The following is a 16,142-nucleotide window of genomic DNA, read 5'->3' as shown; positions in this document are numbered from 1 at the left end:
ACTGTGATGTCATGGTCTTATGCATCTCAACCCTTACGGGGAGTACGCGATTCTGCTGGCCGCGTCACTCGCGAACGACTGGCCGCCCGACCGGGCGGGCATCGAGGCGCGCACGAGGGATTTCGGGATGACGATGGCGTTCACCGTCGGCGCCGACGACCACCCCGAGACTCGCGCCGCGCTCGATGGTTGGCTCGCCGTCGTGGATGCTCCACACGCCGACCAGCGGGCCGCCCTGCTCAACGCACGGATGGCGGCGATCGCCGCCTACCCCCGACTGACCGATCATGACGGAGAGGGCTGGCACCTGCACTATCGGGACCAGGGGCAGTCCCTCGCCCACGTGCTCGACGCCGTCGTCTCGGTCGGCACGGCGCTGCATCTGACCACGCGGGGCATGTCGCGTCTGCGCCGCTGCGAGGCGGGCGAGGCCCCCGGCGATCCCTGCCGGAACGTCGTCGTCGACGTCACCCGGAACGGGCGGCAGCGTTATTGCTCCGTGCGGTGCGCGAACCGCGCCGCGGTCCGGCGTCACCGCAGCCGGCGCGCGCCGGAGCGGAGGGAGGAGCAGCCCGCCGTCACATCTCGCGAGTGATCGTCACTTTCACGTTCAGCGCCGACTTGAACGGACCGGCGTACACGCCCCGCAGCGGCGGCACGTCGTTGTAGTCGCGACCGCGGCCCACGAGCACGTGGCGATCGCCGATCTCGATGTTGTTGGTGGGGTCGAACCCCTGCCAGTCACCGGCGAACCATTCCACCCAGGCGTGCGACTCGCCCGTCACCGCGACGCCGACCTCGGCGTTCGGGCGGGGGTGCAGGTATCCCGAGACGTAGCGCGCGGGAATGCCCACCTCGCGGAGAGCGCCGAGCGTGATGTGGGCGATGTCTTGGCAGACGCCCTTGCGGGCCACCCACGCGTCGGTCGCGGTCGACTGCACGCTCGTCACACCGTGCATGTACTCGACCGCGTCGCCGACGGCTTCGGCGATGGCGTGCGCCGCGCGGCCCGGGTGCTCGTGCTGCGCGGCCACGGAGCGGGCGATCTCGGCGACCTCGGGGTGCGGCCGCGTGCGCACCGTCTGGGTGAGCTGCTCGATCGTGCCGATGGAACGCTCCACCTCGAGGGCGAGAGACGCCCACGTCATCGCGACGTGCTGAATGGGGCGCGGGCGCACCTCGACGAGCGAACGCGCGGTGATGCTCAGATCGGCGTGAGGCGAGAGCACGTCGAAAGCGCTCACCCGCGTTCCGAAGTAGTCGACGTACTGGTTGACCGACGTCGACGGCTCGATGTCGAGCGACGAACTCAGCACGAACTGGCTGTCGGTCGACACCGGCAGCATCCGCGCCTCGTTGTACGACGCGGTGACGTCTCCTTTGTACGAGAACCCGGTGGAGTGCTCGATGCGAAGTCTCTTCACGAGATCTCTCCGATCCAGCTCGGCTCGGCCTGCGTGGGGAAGAACCGCTGTCGGATGGCTTCGGATGCTTCGCGCGTCACCTTCTGCACTCGCTTCATGTGGTGCGGCAGCTCGGTGAGAACGTCGCTGATCGGGCTGTATTCGAGGTCGTTGCGGATCTGGCCGAGTGCTCGCAGCACGGTGTTCGAGTGCCCGACCCGATCGGCGCGCGGATCGATGGAGCTCATGCATTCTTCGGCGCGCTGGATCGAGTAGATGATCGACCGGGGGAACAGCCGGTCGAGCAGCAGGAACTCGGCCGCATTGTGGGCGCTCGGCATGCCCCGGTAGGTGCGGAGGTAGGGCTCGTAGGCCCCGCACGAGCGCAGGATCGTGGTCCACGAAGGACCGGATGCCTGGGTCAGCGACCGCGTCGCCAGCAAGCGCGCAGTCATGTCGGCCCGTTCGATGCTGCGGCCCAGGGTGAAGAACTGCCAGGCCTCGTCGCGGCTGGTCGACGAGTCGACGATGCCGACGGCGAGGGCCGCACGCTCGCGCACCCAGTGGAAGAACTCGCTGACCTTCTCGGTCTGCAGGCGCCGGGGCATGCGAGAGTTCGACGTGTTCAGGGTCTCCCACAGCTCGGTCGAGACGATCTCGCGCGCACGTCGGGCGTTCTCGCGGGCGGCGGTCAGCGAATAAGCGATGCTCGCCGGGTTCATGCGGTCGACGGCGAGCCGCTGCAAGACGTCTTCTCGACGCACCGGGTCACCGCCCTCGGGCTGAGACGAACCCATCACGCTCAGAAGAGACCGGCACGCGGTGTCTTCGTCGATCCAGGGGTCTTCGAGCAGCAACTGGAGGTGCACGTCGAGGATGCGCGCGGTTCCGTCACTGCGCTCGATGTACCGCCCGATCCAGAACAGCGATTCCGCGATCCGGCTCAGCATCCTGACTCACCGCCCTGCGTGTCCCGAATTCCGCAAGGACTCGCCGCTTTCGTTGCGGAAAGTGGGACATGCGGGAGGGGGGAAGACGGATGCTGCGCCTGCTGCTGTTGCTGCTCCGCTTGTTCGAGCGACGAGGGACCGTGCTCGGGGTCGGCCTGCTGCTGCTGTTCCTGCTGCTCGCTGCGCGAGCGCGGGCGGTCGTGCGGCGACACCGAGACCGAGGGCTGACCGTCGTAGATGATCGGGATGGCCTCGGTGACGGTCGAGGCCTGGTCGGCCACGAGACCGGGGAGACCCACGCCCTGGCCGTACTCGACGTGTCCGGGTGCAGACCCCCCGACGATCCACGTGTCTTTCGATCCGCCGCCCTGGCTCGAGTTCACCACGAGCTGTCCTTCGGGGAGGGCGACGCGGGTGAGGCCGCCGGGCAGCACCCAGACGTCTTCGCCGTCGTTCACCGCGAACGGCCGAAGGTCGGCGTGACGCGGTCGCATGCCGTCTTCGACGAGGGTCGGGATGGTCGAGAGCATGACGACCGGCTGCGCGATCCATCCGCGCGGGTCGGCCAGCAGGCGCTGACGGAGTTTCTCGAGCTCCGAGGGCGAAGCATCCGGCCCCACCACCAGTCCCTTACCGCCCGAACCGTCGACCGGTTTGACCACGAGTTCGTCGAGGCGATCGAGCACCTCTTCGAGCGCGTTCGGATCTTCGAGGCGCCAGGTGTCGACGTTCTTCAGGATCGGCTCCTCGGCGAGGTAGTAGCGGATCAGGTCGGGCACGTACGTGTAGACCAGCTTGTCGTCGGCGACACCGTTGCCGACGGCGTTGGCGATCGTCACGTTGCCCAGACGCGCGGCGAGCATGAGCCCGGGAGCACCGAGCATCGAGTCTGCGCGGAACTGCAGCGGGTCGAGGAACTCGTCGTCGACGCGACGGTAGATCACGTCGACGCGCTGCGGTCCGCGGGTCGTGCGCATGAAGACCTTGCCGCCGGCGGTCAGGAGGTCGCGGCCCTCGACGAGCTCGACCCCCATGAGGCGGGCGAGCAGCGTGTGCTCGAAGTACGCGGAGTTGTAGACGCCGGGGGTGAGCACCACGACGTTCGGGTCTTCGATTCCGGGCGGGGCCGAGGCGCGCAGCGCGGCGAGGAGCTTGTTCGGGTAGTCGCCGACGGGGCGCACGCGCATCGAGACGAACAGCTCGGGAAGCGTCTGCGCCATGACGCGTCGGTTCGAGATCACGTAGCTCACGCCCGAGGGCACGCGCACGTTGTCTTCGAGCACCCGCATCTCGCCGTTCTCGTCGCGGATGAGGTCGATGCCCGACACCTGGATGCGTACGCCGTTCGCGCTGCGGATGCCCGCGGCCTGACGGTAGAAGTACTGCGACGACGAGATCAGCCGCGCGGGGATGACGCCGTCGCGCACCGCGTGCTGGTGGCCGTAGGCGTCGTCGAGAAAGGCTTCGAGCGCCTTGACGCGCTGCTTGACCCCGGCTTCGACCTTCGACCACTCGTCGTACGTGATGACCCGCGGCACCGCATCGAGCGGGAAGGGGCGCTCTTCGCCCGCGAAGTCGAACGTGACCCCCTGCGCGAGGTACGAACTGGCGAGCGAGTCGGTGCGCCCCCGCAGCTCTTCCTGCGTCATCTTCGCGAGTGCTTGATAGAGCTCGCGGTACGCCGCCCGCGACTGCGCCGCCTCGCCCGGATTCGCGGGATGACCGAACATCTCGTCGAAGGCCGGAACCCCGGATGCGGTCTTGCGCGGCGCCAACGTGGAGCCATAGCCGTCGAACAGGTCGCCCATCCCCCGAGCCTATCCCCGGCCGTGTTGCCGCAATGTTTCCGGGCGCGGAGCGTACGGATGCTGCGCCAAGCCGGCGGACGTACGCTGTGCGCATGCCCCGCCCTTCGCCGCTCCCTCCGGCTCTCGCCGGTATCGCCTCCGTCGCGCTCGGCGCGGGCGCGGGAGAGCTGCTCGCGGGCCTGTTCGCCCCGGCGTCGAGTCCGTTCGCGGTCGTCGGCGGCGCGATCATCGACCTCGCCCCCTCGTGGGCGAAAGACACCGCCATCGCGTTGTTCGGCACGAGCGACAAGATCGCCCTCCTCGTCGGCATCGGTCTGGTCGCGGTGATCCTCGCCGCCGGAGCCGGCTGGCTCGAGGCGCGCAAGGCTCCGTGGGGCCGCGTCGTGGTGGCCGCGTTCGGGATCGGCGGAGCCTTCGTCGCAGCCACCCGAGCGGGCGCCACCGAGGCGGCCTGGTTCCCCGCGGCGCTGGCGGGTGCGATCGGGGCCATCGCCATCGGCTTTCTCGCCCGGTCGGCGAACCGGTCGCAGGTTTCGCCGGCTCCCGCGGAGGGCGAAGGTGGTCCGGCCGACCCCGTCGAGGGCGGTCCGGCCGATCCCGACCGACGCCGCTTCTTCGTCTGGGCGGGCGTCACCACGGCGACGGGCCTGGTACTGGCGATCGCCGGTGGCGCGGTGCGGGCGGGCGCCCAAGCCGTCACCGCGGCACGCGACGCCCTCCGCCTGCCCGCACCGGCCGTCGCCGCTCCGCCCGTCCCGGCGGCCGCCGAGCTCGGCATCGACGGACTCGCCCCGGTCGTCACCCCCAACGGCGAGTTCTACCGCATCGACACGGCACTCGTGGTGCCGCAGGTGGCAGCATCGGATTGGTCGCTCCGCATCCACGGAATGGTCGAGCAAGAAGTGACGCTGACGTGGGACGAACTGGTCGCGTTGCCGCTCGAGGAGAGCATCACGACCCTCACCTGCGTGTCGAACGAGGTCGGCGGCGACCTCATCGGCAATGCGCTCTGGCTGGGATACCCGATTCGCGAGCTGCTCGCCCGCGCTCGTCCGACCGCCGACGCCGACATGGTGCTGTCTCGGTCGATCGACGGGTTCACCGCCTCGTCGCCGATCGAGGCCCTGACCGACGAACGCAACGCGATCCTCGCGGTCGGCATGAACGGCGAGCCGCTGCCGACCGAGCACGGTTTTCCGGTGCGGATGGTCGTCCCCGGGCTCTACGGCTACGTCTCGGCCACCAAGTGGGTGACCGAGCTCGAGGTAACCCGGTTCGACGCCGCGACTTCGTACTGGACCGACCGCGGGTGGTCGGAGCGCGGACCGATCAAGCTCGAGTCACGCATCGACGTACCTCGCCGCAGCACGTCGGTCGCCGCCGGTGACACGGTGATCGCCGGCGTCGCATGGCAGCAGCACGTCGGAGTCGCGGGTGTCGAGGTGAAGGTCGACGACGGCGACTGGCAGCAGGCGACCCTCGCCACCGCCATCAGCGACGACACGTGGGTGCAGTGGAGCGTGCCCTGGGCTGCCGAACCGGGTTCGCATCGCCTCACCTGCCGCGCGACGAACGTCGACGGCGAGACGCAGACCCCCGATGAGGCGAACGTCGTGCCCGACGGCGCGACGGGATGGCATTCGGTCGAGGTCACCGTGCGCTGAGTCGCGCGCCGAGCGTAGGAGAATCGCCGGAGGAAGGACGATCCGCGCGGAATCGTCCTTCGCTCGGCGCATCGCCTATGCCGGAGACGGATGCTGCGCGGTCAGGCCGCCAGCACGTGACGCAACTGCTCGACCGCCCAATCGAGCTCGGTCGCGCGGACGACCAGGGGCGGGGCGATGCGGATCGTCTGACCGTGGGTGTCTTTCACCAGAACGCCGCGTGCGAGCAGGCGCTCCGCGACCTCGCGCCCGGTGCCGGCCGCGGGATCGATGTCGATACCCGCCCAGAGGCCGGCGATGCGGATGGCGGTCACGCCGTGCCCGACGAGCGAGTCGAGGCTCGCAGCGAGGTGTTCGCCGAGAGCCGCGGCACGGGCCTGGAACTCCCCCGACGCGAGCATCTCGACGACCTGCAGGCCGACGGCTGCCGCAAGCGGGTTGCCGCCGAACGTCGAACCGTGCTCGCCGGGGTGGATCACTCCCAGCACGTCGCGGTCGGCGACGACGGCCGACAGCGGAACGATGCCGCCGCCGAGTGCCTTGCCGAGGAGGTAGACGTCGGGAACGACACCCTCGCGGTCGCACGCGAACGTGGTGCCGACGCGACCGAGGCCCGACTGGATCTCGTCGGCGATGAACAGCACGTTGCGCGCGGTGCACAGTTCGCGAACCGCGCGGAGGTACCCCTCGGGCGGGATCACGACCCCGGCTTCGCCCTGGATCGGCTCGATCAGCACGGCGGCCGTGTTCTCGTCGATCGCGGCCCCGATCGCCGACGCGTCGCCGAACGGCACGTGGACGAATCCGGGCGCGTAGGGGCCGAAGTCGTCGTGCGCCGTAGGGTCGTCGCTGAAGCCGACGATCGTGGTGGTGCGCCCGTGGAAGTTGCCGTTCGCCACGATGATGGTCGCCGCATCCGGTGCGACGCCCTTCACCCGGTAGGCCCAGGCGCGGGCGACCTTGATGCCGGTCTCGACCGCTTCGGCGCCGGTGTTCATCGGCAGCACGACGTCTTTGCGGCACAGTTCGGCGAGCGCCGTCGCAAAGGGGCCCAGACGGTCGTTGTGGTAAGCCCGGCTGGTGAGGGTGAGCTTGTCGAGCTGCTCGCGCGCGGCCGCGAGGATCGCGGGGTGGCCGTGTCCGAAGTTCAGCGCCGAGTAGGCCGACAGCAGGTCGAGGTAGCGCTTGCCCTCGACGTCGGTGACCCACGCGCCCTCGCCTCGAGTGATGACGACGGGGAGCGGGTGGTAGTTGTGGGCGAGGTGCTCGTCTTCGGCCGAGATGATCCGCAGCGTGCCGGTGTCGGTCGAGGCGCTCATCGGGTGCCGCCGCGCAGTTCGAGCGTGCAGCACTTGATGCCGCCGCCGCCGAGGAGGAGCTCCGACAGGTCGATCAGCACCGGGGTGTACCCGCGATCACGCAATTGCGCTTCGAACCCCTTGGCGCGGGGCGAGATGAGCACGTTGCGGCCGTCGCTGGCGGAGTTGAGTCCGAAGACCGCGCCGTCGGCATCGTCGACGAGGATCGCGTCGGGGTAACGCTCGGCGAGGATGCCGCGACCCTCCGCGTCGAACGCACTCGGCAGATAGGCGATGTTGGCACGCTCGGCGCCGCCCGGCCCTTGCACGGGGTCGAGCACCGAGATCGCCGTGTCGAGGTGGTAGAAGCGGGGGTCGGTGAGGGTCAACGAGACGACCTCCTTGCCGAAGACCTCGCCGACCTCGCGGTGGCTGTCTCCGGTCGAACGGAAACCCGTGCCGGCGAGGATCGTGTCGCCGACGAGCAGGAAATCGCCCTCGCCCTCGTTCACCTCGACGGGCTCGGCGACCTCGTATCCGTTGTCGCGGAACCAGTCCATGAACGCGGGGCCCTCGGGCGCGCGTTCGGGAAAACGGAACTTCGCGCCGTAGGCGATGTTGTCGATGATGAACCCGCCGTTGGCGGTGTAGACCATGTCGGGGAGGCCCTCGAGCGGGTCGATGAGCTCGACCTCGTGGCCGAGAGCGAGGTAGGTGTCGTAGAGCGTCTGCCACTGGCGCAGCGCCACGTCGGTGTCGGTGGGGCGGCTCGGCTCCATCCACGGGTTGATGCTGTAGCTCACCGTGAAGTGCTGGGGCCGGCACATGAGATAGCGGCGGTGCTGCGCGACGCGCTCCGACGACGATGCGGGGGCGGGGGTCGTGGCGGTGTCGTTCGTGGACATGGGGCTCCTCGACTGTGCGTATAGCAAGAGGCGGCGGACGCTGTCCTGGGGCCCGGCGGCTCTCCCCACCGCTCTCGTCGAGAGCGGAGTGGACAGACAGACCCGGACACGCCGCCTCCATTGTGCACCCCGGCGCTGATCCGACGCGAGCCCGCTTCGGCGCTGCGTGGAAGGATGGGGGCGTGACCGCGACCCTAGAGAACTCCGTCGTGTTGGATGAGGCTGCGGGAGTCGTCCGCATCCTCGACCGCCGCGTCTTTCCGGCCCGCGTCGAGTGGATGGTGGCAGAGACACCGGATGCTGTCGCCACCGCCGTCCGCGACATGGTGACGCAGAGTTCGGGTCCGCTTCACGCCGCCACCGCCGGGATGGCGTTGGCCGCACTCCAGTCGCGCGACCTGCCGCTCGGCGCGGCACGGACCGCGCTCGGACACGCGGGCCGCGCACTCGCCACCGCGCGCCCGACCAACGCGCACCCGCGCGATGCCGTCGCGACGATCCTCGCCGCAGGCAGGGACGCCGACACCACCGGCGAGCTCGTCGAGGCGACCCTGTCGGCCGCGGCGGGTGTCGACCGCGACTACCGCGACGCGGCACGGCGCCTCGGGCGGGCCACTCTGTCGTTGCTGCCGGAGTCGCCGCGCATTCTCACGCACTGCTGGGCCGACGCCTACCTGTTCGGTCTCGTCGCCGCCGCAGACGAGGCCGACCGCGAGATCGAATGGGTCGCCACCGAGACCCGCCCCTACCTGCAGGGAGCGCGCCTGACCGCGCACTCCTTGCGCGAACTCGGGCAGAAGGTGACGCTCATCACCGACGGCATGGGGGCGGCGGCCCTCTCGTCGCCGCGCGGGGCGGGCAGCGGTCCGATCGACGCGGTTGTGACCGCCGCCGACCGGGTGGCGCTCGACGGCTCGGTCGTGAACAAGGTCGGCACCCTCGCGCTGGCTGCCGCCGCCTCGGTCTTCGGGGTCCCTTACTACGCGATGGCCGAGGCGCCCGATCGCTCCGCCCCGACCGGCGCCGATGTCGTGATCGAAGACCGCGACCCGGCCGAGGTTCTCGAGGTGCTCGGCCACCGCACCGCGAGCCCCCTGGTGACGGATGCCTGGTACCCGGCGTTCGACGTCACCCCGCCGCATCTCGTGACCCGTATCGCCACCAGTCGCGGCACGTTCGAGCCCGCCCGTGTCGCCGACCACTTCACCGCTGACCCCGAGGCGCTCGCCGTGGGCTCGAGCGTTCCCGCGCTCCGTCGGCGCCGGACGCCGGTGGCGCCGATTGCGGTCAACGACGCCGTCCAGCCCGACACCGTCGCGTTCCACCCCTTCGCCGACGGAGACCCCGCATGACAATCACGCTTTCCGCCGACATCGTCGTGCTCGACATCGAAGGCACGACCAGCGAGGCCGGGTTCATCCTCGGCGACCTGTACGACTACGCCCGCCCCCGGCTCGAAGAGGCGCTGGGTCGCCCCGAGCTGCGCGAAGCGCGCGCCGCGGCGATCGCCGAAACGGGGATCGCGGGCGAGGCGACCGACGCCGACGTCGCCGATGCGCTCCGCGCGCTCATGGCGACCGACGTCAAGTCGACTCCGCTGAAGACCATCCAGGGCGTGATCTGGGCCGAAGGCTTCGCCGCGGGCGAGATCACGTCGCAGTTCTTCGACGACGTGCCTCCGCGGCTGCGGGCGTGGGCGGCCGCCGGTCAGCGGATCGCGGTGTATTCCTCCGGTTCGGTGGCCTCGCAGCATCCGTGGTTCCGTCACGCCCCCCAGGGCGACCTGTCGACCCTCGTCGAGGCCTGGTTCGACACGGTCAACGCGGGCGGCAAGAAGGATGCGGCGTCGTACGCGAAGATCGCCGAAGCCCTGGGCGTCGAGCCCGCCCGGGCGCTCTTCCTCACCGACCACCCCGAAGAGGTGACCGCCGCCCGCGCCGCCGGCTGGCAGACGGTCGCGCTGGACCGCGCGGGCGAGCCCTGGGCCGGTACCGCGTTCGAAGGCCCCGTCGTGCACTCCTTCGACGAGATCGACCTCACGCGATGAGCGCGCTGTCGACCGCGCGCACGCTCGAGGCCGGTGCGACGCTCGCGACCGAGGCCGCACGCTTCTCGGGCTACGGCTGGATGCGCGGCACCTCCGGCAACCTCTCGCTCGTGATCGACCGCGACCCGCTCGTGCTGGCGGTCACCGCGTCGGGGCTCGAGAAGTCCGAACTCACCGAGGCCGACGTGGTGCTCGTCGGCGCCGACGGCCGGGGCCTCGACGCCGACGACCCGCGGCCCCCGTCGGCCGAGGCCGGCCTGCACGCACATATCGCGGCGCGCACCGGAGCGGGAGCGGTGTTCCACGTGCACGCGCTCGACGCCGTGGTCGCGGGCCACCGGTGGCCCTCGGGCGTGGAGCTGCGCGACATGGAGATGCTCAAGGGCATCGGCCACGCCGCGCACGGCGAGACCGTCGTGATCCCGGTGATCGTCAACGATCAGGACATGGCGGTGGAGGCCGCGCGCTTCGACGAGATCTACGTGCCCGGCACCGCGGAGGTGCCCGAGGTGCCCGCCATGATCGTGGCGTCGCACGGCATCTACGCCTGGGGGGAAGATGCCGCGGCCGCCCGCCGGCACCTCGAGATCACCGAGTGGCTCCTGCGTTTCGTCGTCGCGACGCGCACATCATGACGAACTCCGGGGAGCCTGCCGGGGGTACCGGCGCGACCGCAGAGATCGAACGCCTCGCCGATGTCGGGCGCGGCTACTTCGCGCTCCTCGCCCCGGACGCCGAGCTCGCCGTCATCGTCCTCGATGACGACCAGGGAGTCTGCGTTTTTCATCGCGTTCGGGGTGGCGGAAAGATCTACATCGCACCCGACGAGAGCGCGCTCTTCGTCGCCTCGATCCTGGACTTCCAGAAAGGTCTGGCCCTGTTCCTCGCCGGCACCCGTACCCCGCCGGAGTCTTTCCGCCCGCTGACGCCCTGAGTCCGCAGCATCCGCTCGCCTCGTCGACCCGCTATCAGCTCGCCGAACCGACATCTGAATTGCGGCGATACGGTGTCGGCTCGGCGACACGATGTGGGCTCGGCGACACCGCAGCATCCGCTCGCCCGCGACGCAGGCGAGTGACGCGCTAGGTCAGCAGGGGCTCGCGTGACAGCTGGGTAAGACGCTTCGGGTCGGGGTCGATCAGGCGCGCGACGCCGAGCGTGCGCGCCGTGAGCAGAACCCGGCGGGCGGCGATGGCGCGTTCGTGCTCGGGCAGGGTCTGGATGTCGGCGACCTTCGAGAAGCCCACGATCCGCCGCACGGCCTTCGCCGCGGCGAACATGGCGGCATCGGAACGGATGCGGCGGAGCGTCACCGACAGCACGTCGTCGCCGTAGACGCGCGGGTCGACGCGCTCGGGCCAGCGGCGGGTGTACTCCGCCTCGAACGCCGCCATCAGTTCGACCGGAAGCGCCAGCAGCTGCTCGGCGTCGGCCTCGCGCCCGAGCACCGAGGCGCGGGCCGCGGCGATGATGAGGTTCGCCCACACCGCGCCGAGGTCGAAGCCGGTCGGGGCATATGTGCCGAACTCCGAGTCGAACGCGCGCACCGAGCCGCCGTCGGCCGAGGCGCGCACGAACACCGATCCGGTGTGCAGGTCGCCGTGGACGAGGCTCTGGGTGTCTTCTTGGAAGCGCTGCTTCGCCAGCCCGATCTCGCGGACGAACACGCGATCGGCGCGCAGCTCGCGCACGTCTTCTGCGTTGGCGGCGAGCCACCCGTTGTGCTCGTGGTCGACGTAGGGCTCGGTGAAGACGAGGTCTTCGGTGATCTCCGACAGCTCGGGGTTCGTAGCCTCCGCGATGCGGCGCCGGCGCTCGGGACCGGGGGTGCCGAACACGCTCGTCGCGAAGCCGACCGCCCCGACGTAGCGACCGAGCTCCGCGGCGGCGTAGGTGTGCAGCCGCCCCGCGTTGAGCTCGTTGCGCCAGACGGCGTGATCGCTGAGATCCTCGATCGAGAGGGCGAGGGATGCTTCGTCGAAGCCGTACAACGCGGGGACGTGACCCGGGTCGACCGCTTCGTGGGCGGCGAGAACGACGGCCTCCCGCTTCGCCCGCGTTCGCGTCAGAGGCCAGGTCGGGTCGACACGGACGTGCGGGAGCGACTGCTTGACGACGACGCCGTTGCCCGCAGAATCCGTCACGATGAAGACGAGGTTCAGGTTGCCGTCACCGACCTCGACGACGGACTCGATCGCCGCCGTGTCGACGGGGCCCGCAAGGTGCGGCCGGGCCACGAGGTACGCGGCGACCGTGTCGACGGAGAGGAGGTCGGCTTCGAGGTCGCTCATACGGTGGTGCTCCCGGCGATGATCGTGGTCTTGCGACGTCGGAACGTGAAGCTGAACAGCAGAGCCACCAGCAGCACGACGCCCTTGCCGAAGTCTTGGATGTAGTACGGCAATCCCATCATGGAGAAGCCCGTCACCATGACCGCGATGAGCACCGCGCCCAGCGCCGTGCCCCACGCGTTCGGGCGTCCGATACCCAGCACCGAGACGCCGACGAGCGCCACGGCCACCGCGTCGAGCAGCAGCGAGTTGCCCGCCGACACGTCGCCCTGGCCGATGCGCGCGGCGAGCACGAGGCCGGCGATCGAGGCGAGCACGCCGCACCCGATGTAGGCGGCCGCGCGGTAGGCGCGCACCCGCACACCCGCCAGGCGCGCGGCCTCGGGGTTCGACCCGACAGCGGCGAGCGCGCGGCCCCACCGGGTGCGGTCGAGCACGAACCACAGCAGCGCGGTCAGCAGCAGGAAGAGGATGACCGGCACCGAGACCGGGCCGATCGTCCCCCGGTCGAACCACAGGAAGTCGGGGGTGAAGCGGCCGGGCGCGGTCGAGCCGTCGGCGAGGGTCATCTGCGACGAGATCGACTTGCCGTCGACGATGATCAGCTTGAGGCCGACCACGGTGAACATCGTGGCGAGCGTCGCCAGCAGATCGGGGATGCGCGCGAACACGATCAGCGCCGCATTCAGCGCCCCGATCAGGGCTCCTGACAGCAGCACGACCCCGACCGCGATGCCGCCGACCTGGCCGGCGATCACGAGGGTCCACGCGGCGATCGACACGGCGAAGCCGGCGTTCGCGCCGACCGACAGGTCGAGTCCGCCGACCGTCATCGCGAGGGTGACCCCGAGGCCGGCGATGCCGACGGGGGCGATGAACTTCAGCATCCCGAAGACGTTGTCGACCGTGCCGAACGCGGGTTCGGTGAAGACGAAGAACAGGATCAGCAGCGCGGTGACGGCGACGAACCCCCACTTCGCGACACCATCGATGACCCTGTCGACGACGCTGGCGCCGAGGCGGGGGGCGGATGCTGTCGATGTGAGGCTCATGCCGTCTCCTTGGGGTGTCCGGGGTCATCCAGCAGCGCGCTGACGATGCGCGTCCGCTCGAGCACTCCGGCGGGGGTATCGAGGGCGATGCGGCCCGAGACGAGGACCACGATGCGGTCGGCGACGTCGAGGATCTCGTCGACGTCGCTCGAGAGCACGACGACGGCCGCGCCCTCTTTCGCGCGGCCACGCGCCGCGTCGCCGATGCGGCGGCGGGCTCCGATGTCGACGCCGCGGAACGGTTCGTCGAGCACGGCGAGCGTGGGGCCGGTGCGCAGCCACCGACCGACGATGACCTTCTGCTGGTTGCCGCCCGACAGCTCGTCGACCGGCGTCTCGGCCGACGGGGCGACGACGTCGTAGGCGTCGATGACCTCGTCGGCGACCGCGCGCTCACGCCGCACCCCGACCACACCGAGACGGTCGGAGATCTCGCGGAGCACCGGGAGCCCCACCGTGCGCGCGATCGACCAGCCGGGCTGGATGCCGCCGCGCTGGCGATCTTCGGGCACGAGGACGACGCCGGCCTCTTTCGCGGCCGCCGGGTTCGCCGGACGGTACGCCCCGCCCGCCAGTGTCATGCGGGCGCCGCCCGCCGCGCGCACCCCCGCGACGATCTCGGCCAGCTCGGTCTTGCCCGCGCCGAGAAGTCCCAGGATGCCGGTGACCTGGCCGCCGTGCACCTGCAGCGACAGCGGTTCGGCCCCTGGGAGCAGCCGCGCGTCGTCGACAGCGAAGACAACATCACCCGCCGGCTCGGGCTCGGTGACGTGCTGCTGCAGTTCGGTCGGCACGCCCAGCATGGCCTCGAGCGCCGCATGCCAGTCGAACGGGCGCGACGCGGCCAGGGTGAGGCCACCGTCGCGGAGCACGAGGATGCGGTCGGCGAGCCGCTCGATCTCGCCGAACCGGTGGCTGACGAAGAGGATCGCGAGACCGGGGCGCCCTGCCTCCCCGTCTCGCAGGGCGCGCAGCACGTCGAAGAGCCGGTCTGCCTCGGCCGCGGTGAGAGCCGAGGTCGGCTCGTCGAGGATCAGCAGGCGCGGAGTCGAGCGAAGTGCCCGAGCGAGGATCAGCAGCTGCGCGTCAGAGGTGCCGAGGCGGCCGGCGTCGGCGCGCAGCACGTCGTCCGACCAGTGCAGGCCCAGCCGGTCGAGCGCGGCACGGGCGATCCGCTCGGTCTCGGCCCGGCGCACCACGCGGTGTCCACCCGACGACAGATCGGTGAGCGCGATGTTGTCGGCGACCGAGAGCGACGGCACGATTCCGTCGGCGATGCGCTGGTGAACGGTCTCGATGCCGGCGCGACGCGCCCGCGCCGGAGACGTCAGCCGCGCGGATGAGCCGGAGACCTCGATCGAGCCCATGTATCCGGGGTTCGCGCCCGACACGGCGCCGATGAGCGTCGACTTGCCCGCCCCGTTCGTACCCAGAAGCGCCGTGATGGTGCCGGCCGCGAGCTCGAGCGAGACGTCGCGCAGCACTTCGTTCGCCCCGAAGCGCACGCCGACGCCGCTCAGGCGGACGACGGGTCGGTCGTCCGCCTGAGCGCCCTTCGACGAGCTCAGGGACCCGTCTTCTGGAGAAGTCATCCCGAGACGGCGGGCAGCCAATCGGCGACCACCACGTCGTCGAGCAGGAGCGACGGCTCCGCCTCGCGAAGCTGGGCGACGTTGGTGATCTCGTTCTCGATCAGGAAGTCACGCGTGACGGTGACCGCGGGGAACTGCACCTCGGTCTCGTCGAGCTCGCCCGCGAGGGAGAGCGCGAGCGTGCGGACGACCGCGGCACCGATCGACGCGGGGTCGGTGGCCGAGGTGGCGACCCAGGGGCTACCGTCGGCGATGATGACCTCGATGTCGGCGTTGGAGATGTCGATGCCGTAGACCTTGACCTGGTCTTGCAGGTTGTTCTGCGTGACGGCCTGCACGACGGCCTTCGTGATCTCGTCGTAGGGCGCGAAGATCGCCTGAACGTCGGGGTTCGCCTTCAGCGCAGCATCGGTCAGCGGAATGTTGTCGGTCGCGGTCGACTCGGTGACCTCGCCCGTGAAGAACAGCTCGTCGAGGCCGTGCTCGCTCAGGTACTCGTCCCAGACGACCTTGCGGCGGTCGAGAGGCGCGAAGCCCTCGGCGCTGACGAGGCCGACCTTGGCGTTCTCGCCCACATCGGCGACGAGTTCGTCGAGAACCCCCTCGGCCATCGACTGGTCGGACTGCGACGTCACGAGCACACCTTCGGTGTTCTCGATGGCGAGGTCGTAGACGATGACCGGGATGCCGGCGTCGACCGCGTCGCGGATGCGCGGCTCGATCGTGTCGGTCTGACCGTGGTCGACGATGATCGCATCGGGCTGGGACGCGATGGCCTGCTCGAGGTCGGACGCCTGCTTGGCGTTGTCGTTGCGCGCATCGGAGACGGTGAGCTCGATGTTCGCGGCCGCGGCCTGCGCCTTCGCGCCGGCGGTCCAGGCGGTGAAGTAGTCACCGGCACCCGACTGCTGCACGAGGGCGACCTTGACGGGTTCGCCGTCGAAAGGCGCGGGCAGATCGGCGGTGGCGACCTGCTGCGACGGAGCGGAGTCGGCGGGAGTGGCCGCGGTCTGCTGGGCGCATCCGGCGAGGAGCAGCGCAGCGGCGCTGGCCGCCGCGGCGATGCCGAGCAGTCGGCGGTGCGGAGGAGAGAACGACATGGTGTCACCTTCGGGTGAGGGATGCGGGGGGA

Annotated in this window: 15 protein-coding genes; 6 read left to right on the top strand and 9 right to left on the bottom strand. The window is 70.4% G+C overall.

The window, feature by feature from the left end:
- The first annotated feature begins 19 nt into the window (after positions 1-19).
- Complete coding sequence (locus tag ACFXQA_RS06835) at positions 20-595, top strand: CGNR zinc finger domain-containing protein (protein ID WP_394519048.1); 576 nt, start codon at positions 20-22, stop codon at positions 593-595.
- Here ACFXQA_RS06835 and ACFXQA_RS06830 read toward each other — a convergent pair.
- From ACFXQA_RS06830 to ACFXQA_RS06820, 3 genes are read right to left on the bottom strand one after another with little or no spacing between them, the layout of a single operon-like run.
- Positions 579-1,424: a transglutaminase family protein gene (locus ACFXQA_RS06830; RefSeq protein WP_394519047.1), complete on the bottom strand. Its 846-nt coding sequence runs from the start codon at positions 1,422-1,424 to the stop codon at positions 579-581. The two genes, ACFXQA_RS06835 and ACFXQA_RS06830, sit on opposite strands and share 17 nt — an antisense overlap.
- Positions 1,421-2,353 (bottom strand): alpha-E domain-containing protein, encoded by a 933-nt coding sequence (locus ACFXQA_RS06825; RefSeq protein ID WP_394519046.1) that lies wholly within the window; start codon positions 2,351-2,353, stop codon positions 1,421-1,423. The genes ACFXQA_RS06830 and ACFXQA_RS06825 overlap by 4 nt, the downstream gene beginning before the upstream one ends.
- Entirely contained in the window at positions 2,347-4,161 is a 1,815-nt protein-coding gene (locus ACFXQA_RS06820) for a circularly permuted type 2 ATP-grasp protein (RefSeq protein WP_394519045.1), read from the bottom strand. The genes ACFXQA_RS06825 and ACFXQA_RS06820 overlap by 7 nt, the downstream gene beginning before the upstream one ends.
- A 92-nt stretch (positions 4,162-4,253) precedes the next feature.
- Here ACFXQA_RS06820 and ACFXQA_RS06815 point away from each other — a divergent pair, with 92 nt between their 5' ends.
- A complete protein-coding gene (locus ACFXQA_RS06815; protein WP_394519044.1) occupies positions 4,254-5,825 on the top strand; it encodes a molybdopterin-dependent oxidoreductase in 1,572 nt (523 codons plus the stop codon).
- 101 nt (positions 5,826-5,926) lie between these two features.
- On the opposite strand, the gene rocD is transcribed toward ACFXQA_RS06815, so the two are convergent.
- Positions 5,927-7,144: an ornithine--oxo-acid transaminase gene (gene rocD, locus ACFXQA_RS06810; RefSeq protein ID WP_394519043.1), complete on the bottom strand. Its 1,218-nt coding sequence runs from the start codon at positions 7,142-7,144 to the stop codon at positions 5,927-5,929.
- The gene (gene ddaH / locus ACFXQA_RS06805) at positions 7,141-8,028 is read right to left on the bottom strand and encodes a dimethylargininase (protein ID WP_394519042.1); all 888 of its coding nucleotides are present in this window, start codon (positions 8,026-8,028) and stop codon (positions 7,141-7,143) included. Before ddaH ends, rocD begins: the two co-directional genes overlap by 4 nt.
- Before the next feature lie 182 nt (positions 8,029-8,210).
- Here ddaH and ACFXQA_RS06800 point away from each other — a divergent pair, with 182 nt between their 5' ends.
- The 4 genes from ACFXQA_RS06800 to ACFXQA_RS06785 are packed head-to-tail and all read left to right on the top strand — an operon-like array spanning position 8,211 to position 11,009.
- On the top strand, positions 8,211-9,380 hold the full coding sequence (locus ACFXQA_RS06800; protein ID WP_394519041.1) for a translation initiation factor eIF-2B alpha/beta/delta subunit family protein: 1,170 nt from the start codon (positions 8,211-8,213) through the stop codon (positions 9,378-9,380).
- Entirely contained in the window at positions 9,377-10,075 is a 699-nt protein-coding gene (gene mtnC / locus ACFXQA_RS06795) for an acireductone synthase (RefSeq protein WP_394519040.1), read from the top strand. Before ACFXQA_RS06800 ends, mtnC begins: the two co-directional genes overlap by 4 nt.
- Positions 10,072-10,710 (top strand): methylthioribulose 1-phosphate dehydratase, encoded by a 639-nt coding sequence (mtnB, locus tag ACFXQA_RS06790; protein WP_394519039.1) that lies wholly within the window; start codon positions 10,072-10,074, stop codon positions 10,708-10,710. The genes mtnC and mtnB overlap by 4 nt, the downstream gene beginning before the upstream one ends.
- Entirely contained in the window at positions 10,707-11,009 is a 303-nt protein-coding gene (locus ACFXQA_RS06785) for a hypothetical protein (RefSeq protein ID WP_394519038.1), read from the top strand. Before mtnB ends, ACFXQA_RS06785 begins: the two co-directional genes overlap by 4 nt.
- Before the next feature lie 148 nt (positions 11,010-11,157).
- On the opposite strand, the gene mtnK is transcribed toward ACFXQA_RS06785, so the two are convergent.
- The 4 genes from mtnK to ACFXQA_RS06765 are packed head-to-tail and all read right to left on the bottom strand — an operon-like array spanning position 11,158 to position 16,110.
- On the bottom strand, positions 11,158-12,366 hold the full coding sequence (gene mtnK / locus ACFXQA_RS06780; protein ID WP_394519037.1) for an S-methyl-5-thioribose kinase: 1,209 nt from the start codon (positions 12,364-12,366) through the stop codon (positions 11,158-11,160).
- Positions 12,363-13,418, bottom strand: coding sequence for an ABC transporter permease (locus ACFXQA_RS06775; RefSeq protein ID WP_394519036.1), 1,056 nt, complete (start codon positions 13,416-13,418; stop codon positions 12,363-12,365). The genes mtnK and ACFXQA_RS06775 overlap by 4 nt, the downstream gene beginning before the upstream one ends.
- Positions 13,415-15,010: a sugar ABC transporter ATP-binding protein gene (locus ACFXQA_RS06770; protein ID WP_394519035.1), complete on the bottom strand. Its 1,596-nt coding sequence runs from the start codon at positions 15,008-15,010 to the stop codon at positions 13,415-13,417. Before ACFXQA_RS06770 ends, ACFXQA_RS06775 begins: the two co-directional genes overlap by 4 nt.
- Complete coding sequence (locus ACFXQA_RS06765; RefSeq protein WP_394519034.1) at positions 15,007-16,110, bottom strand: substrate-binding domain-containing protein; 1,104 nt, start codon at positions 16,108-16,110, stop codon at positions 15,007-15,009. The genes ACFXQA_RS06770 and ACFXQA_RS06765 overlap by 4 nt, the downstream gene beginning before the upstream one ends.
- Positions 16,111-16,142 lie beyond the last annotated feature (32 nt).

Source organism: Microbacterium shimangi (genome assembly GCF_043556445.1).
GTDB lineage: Bacteria > Actinomycetota > Actinomycetes > Actinomycetales > Microbacteriaceae > Microbacterium.
Note: the sequence above shows the minus strand (reverse complement) of the source record. Positions and strands in the feature narration are given on the sequence as shown.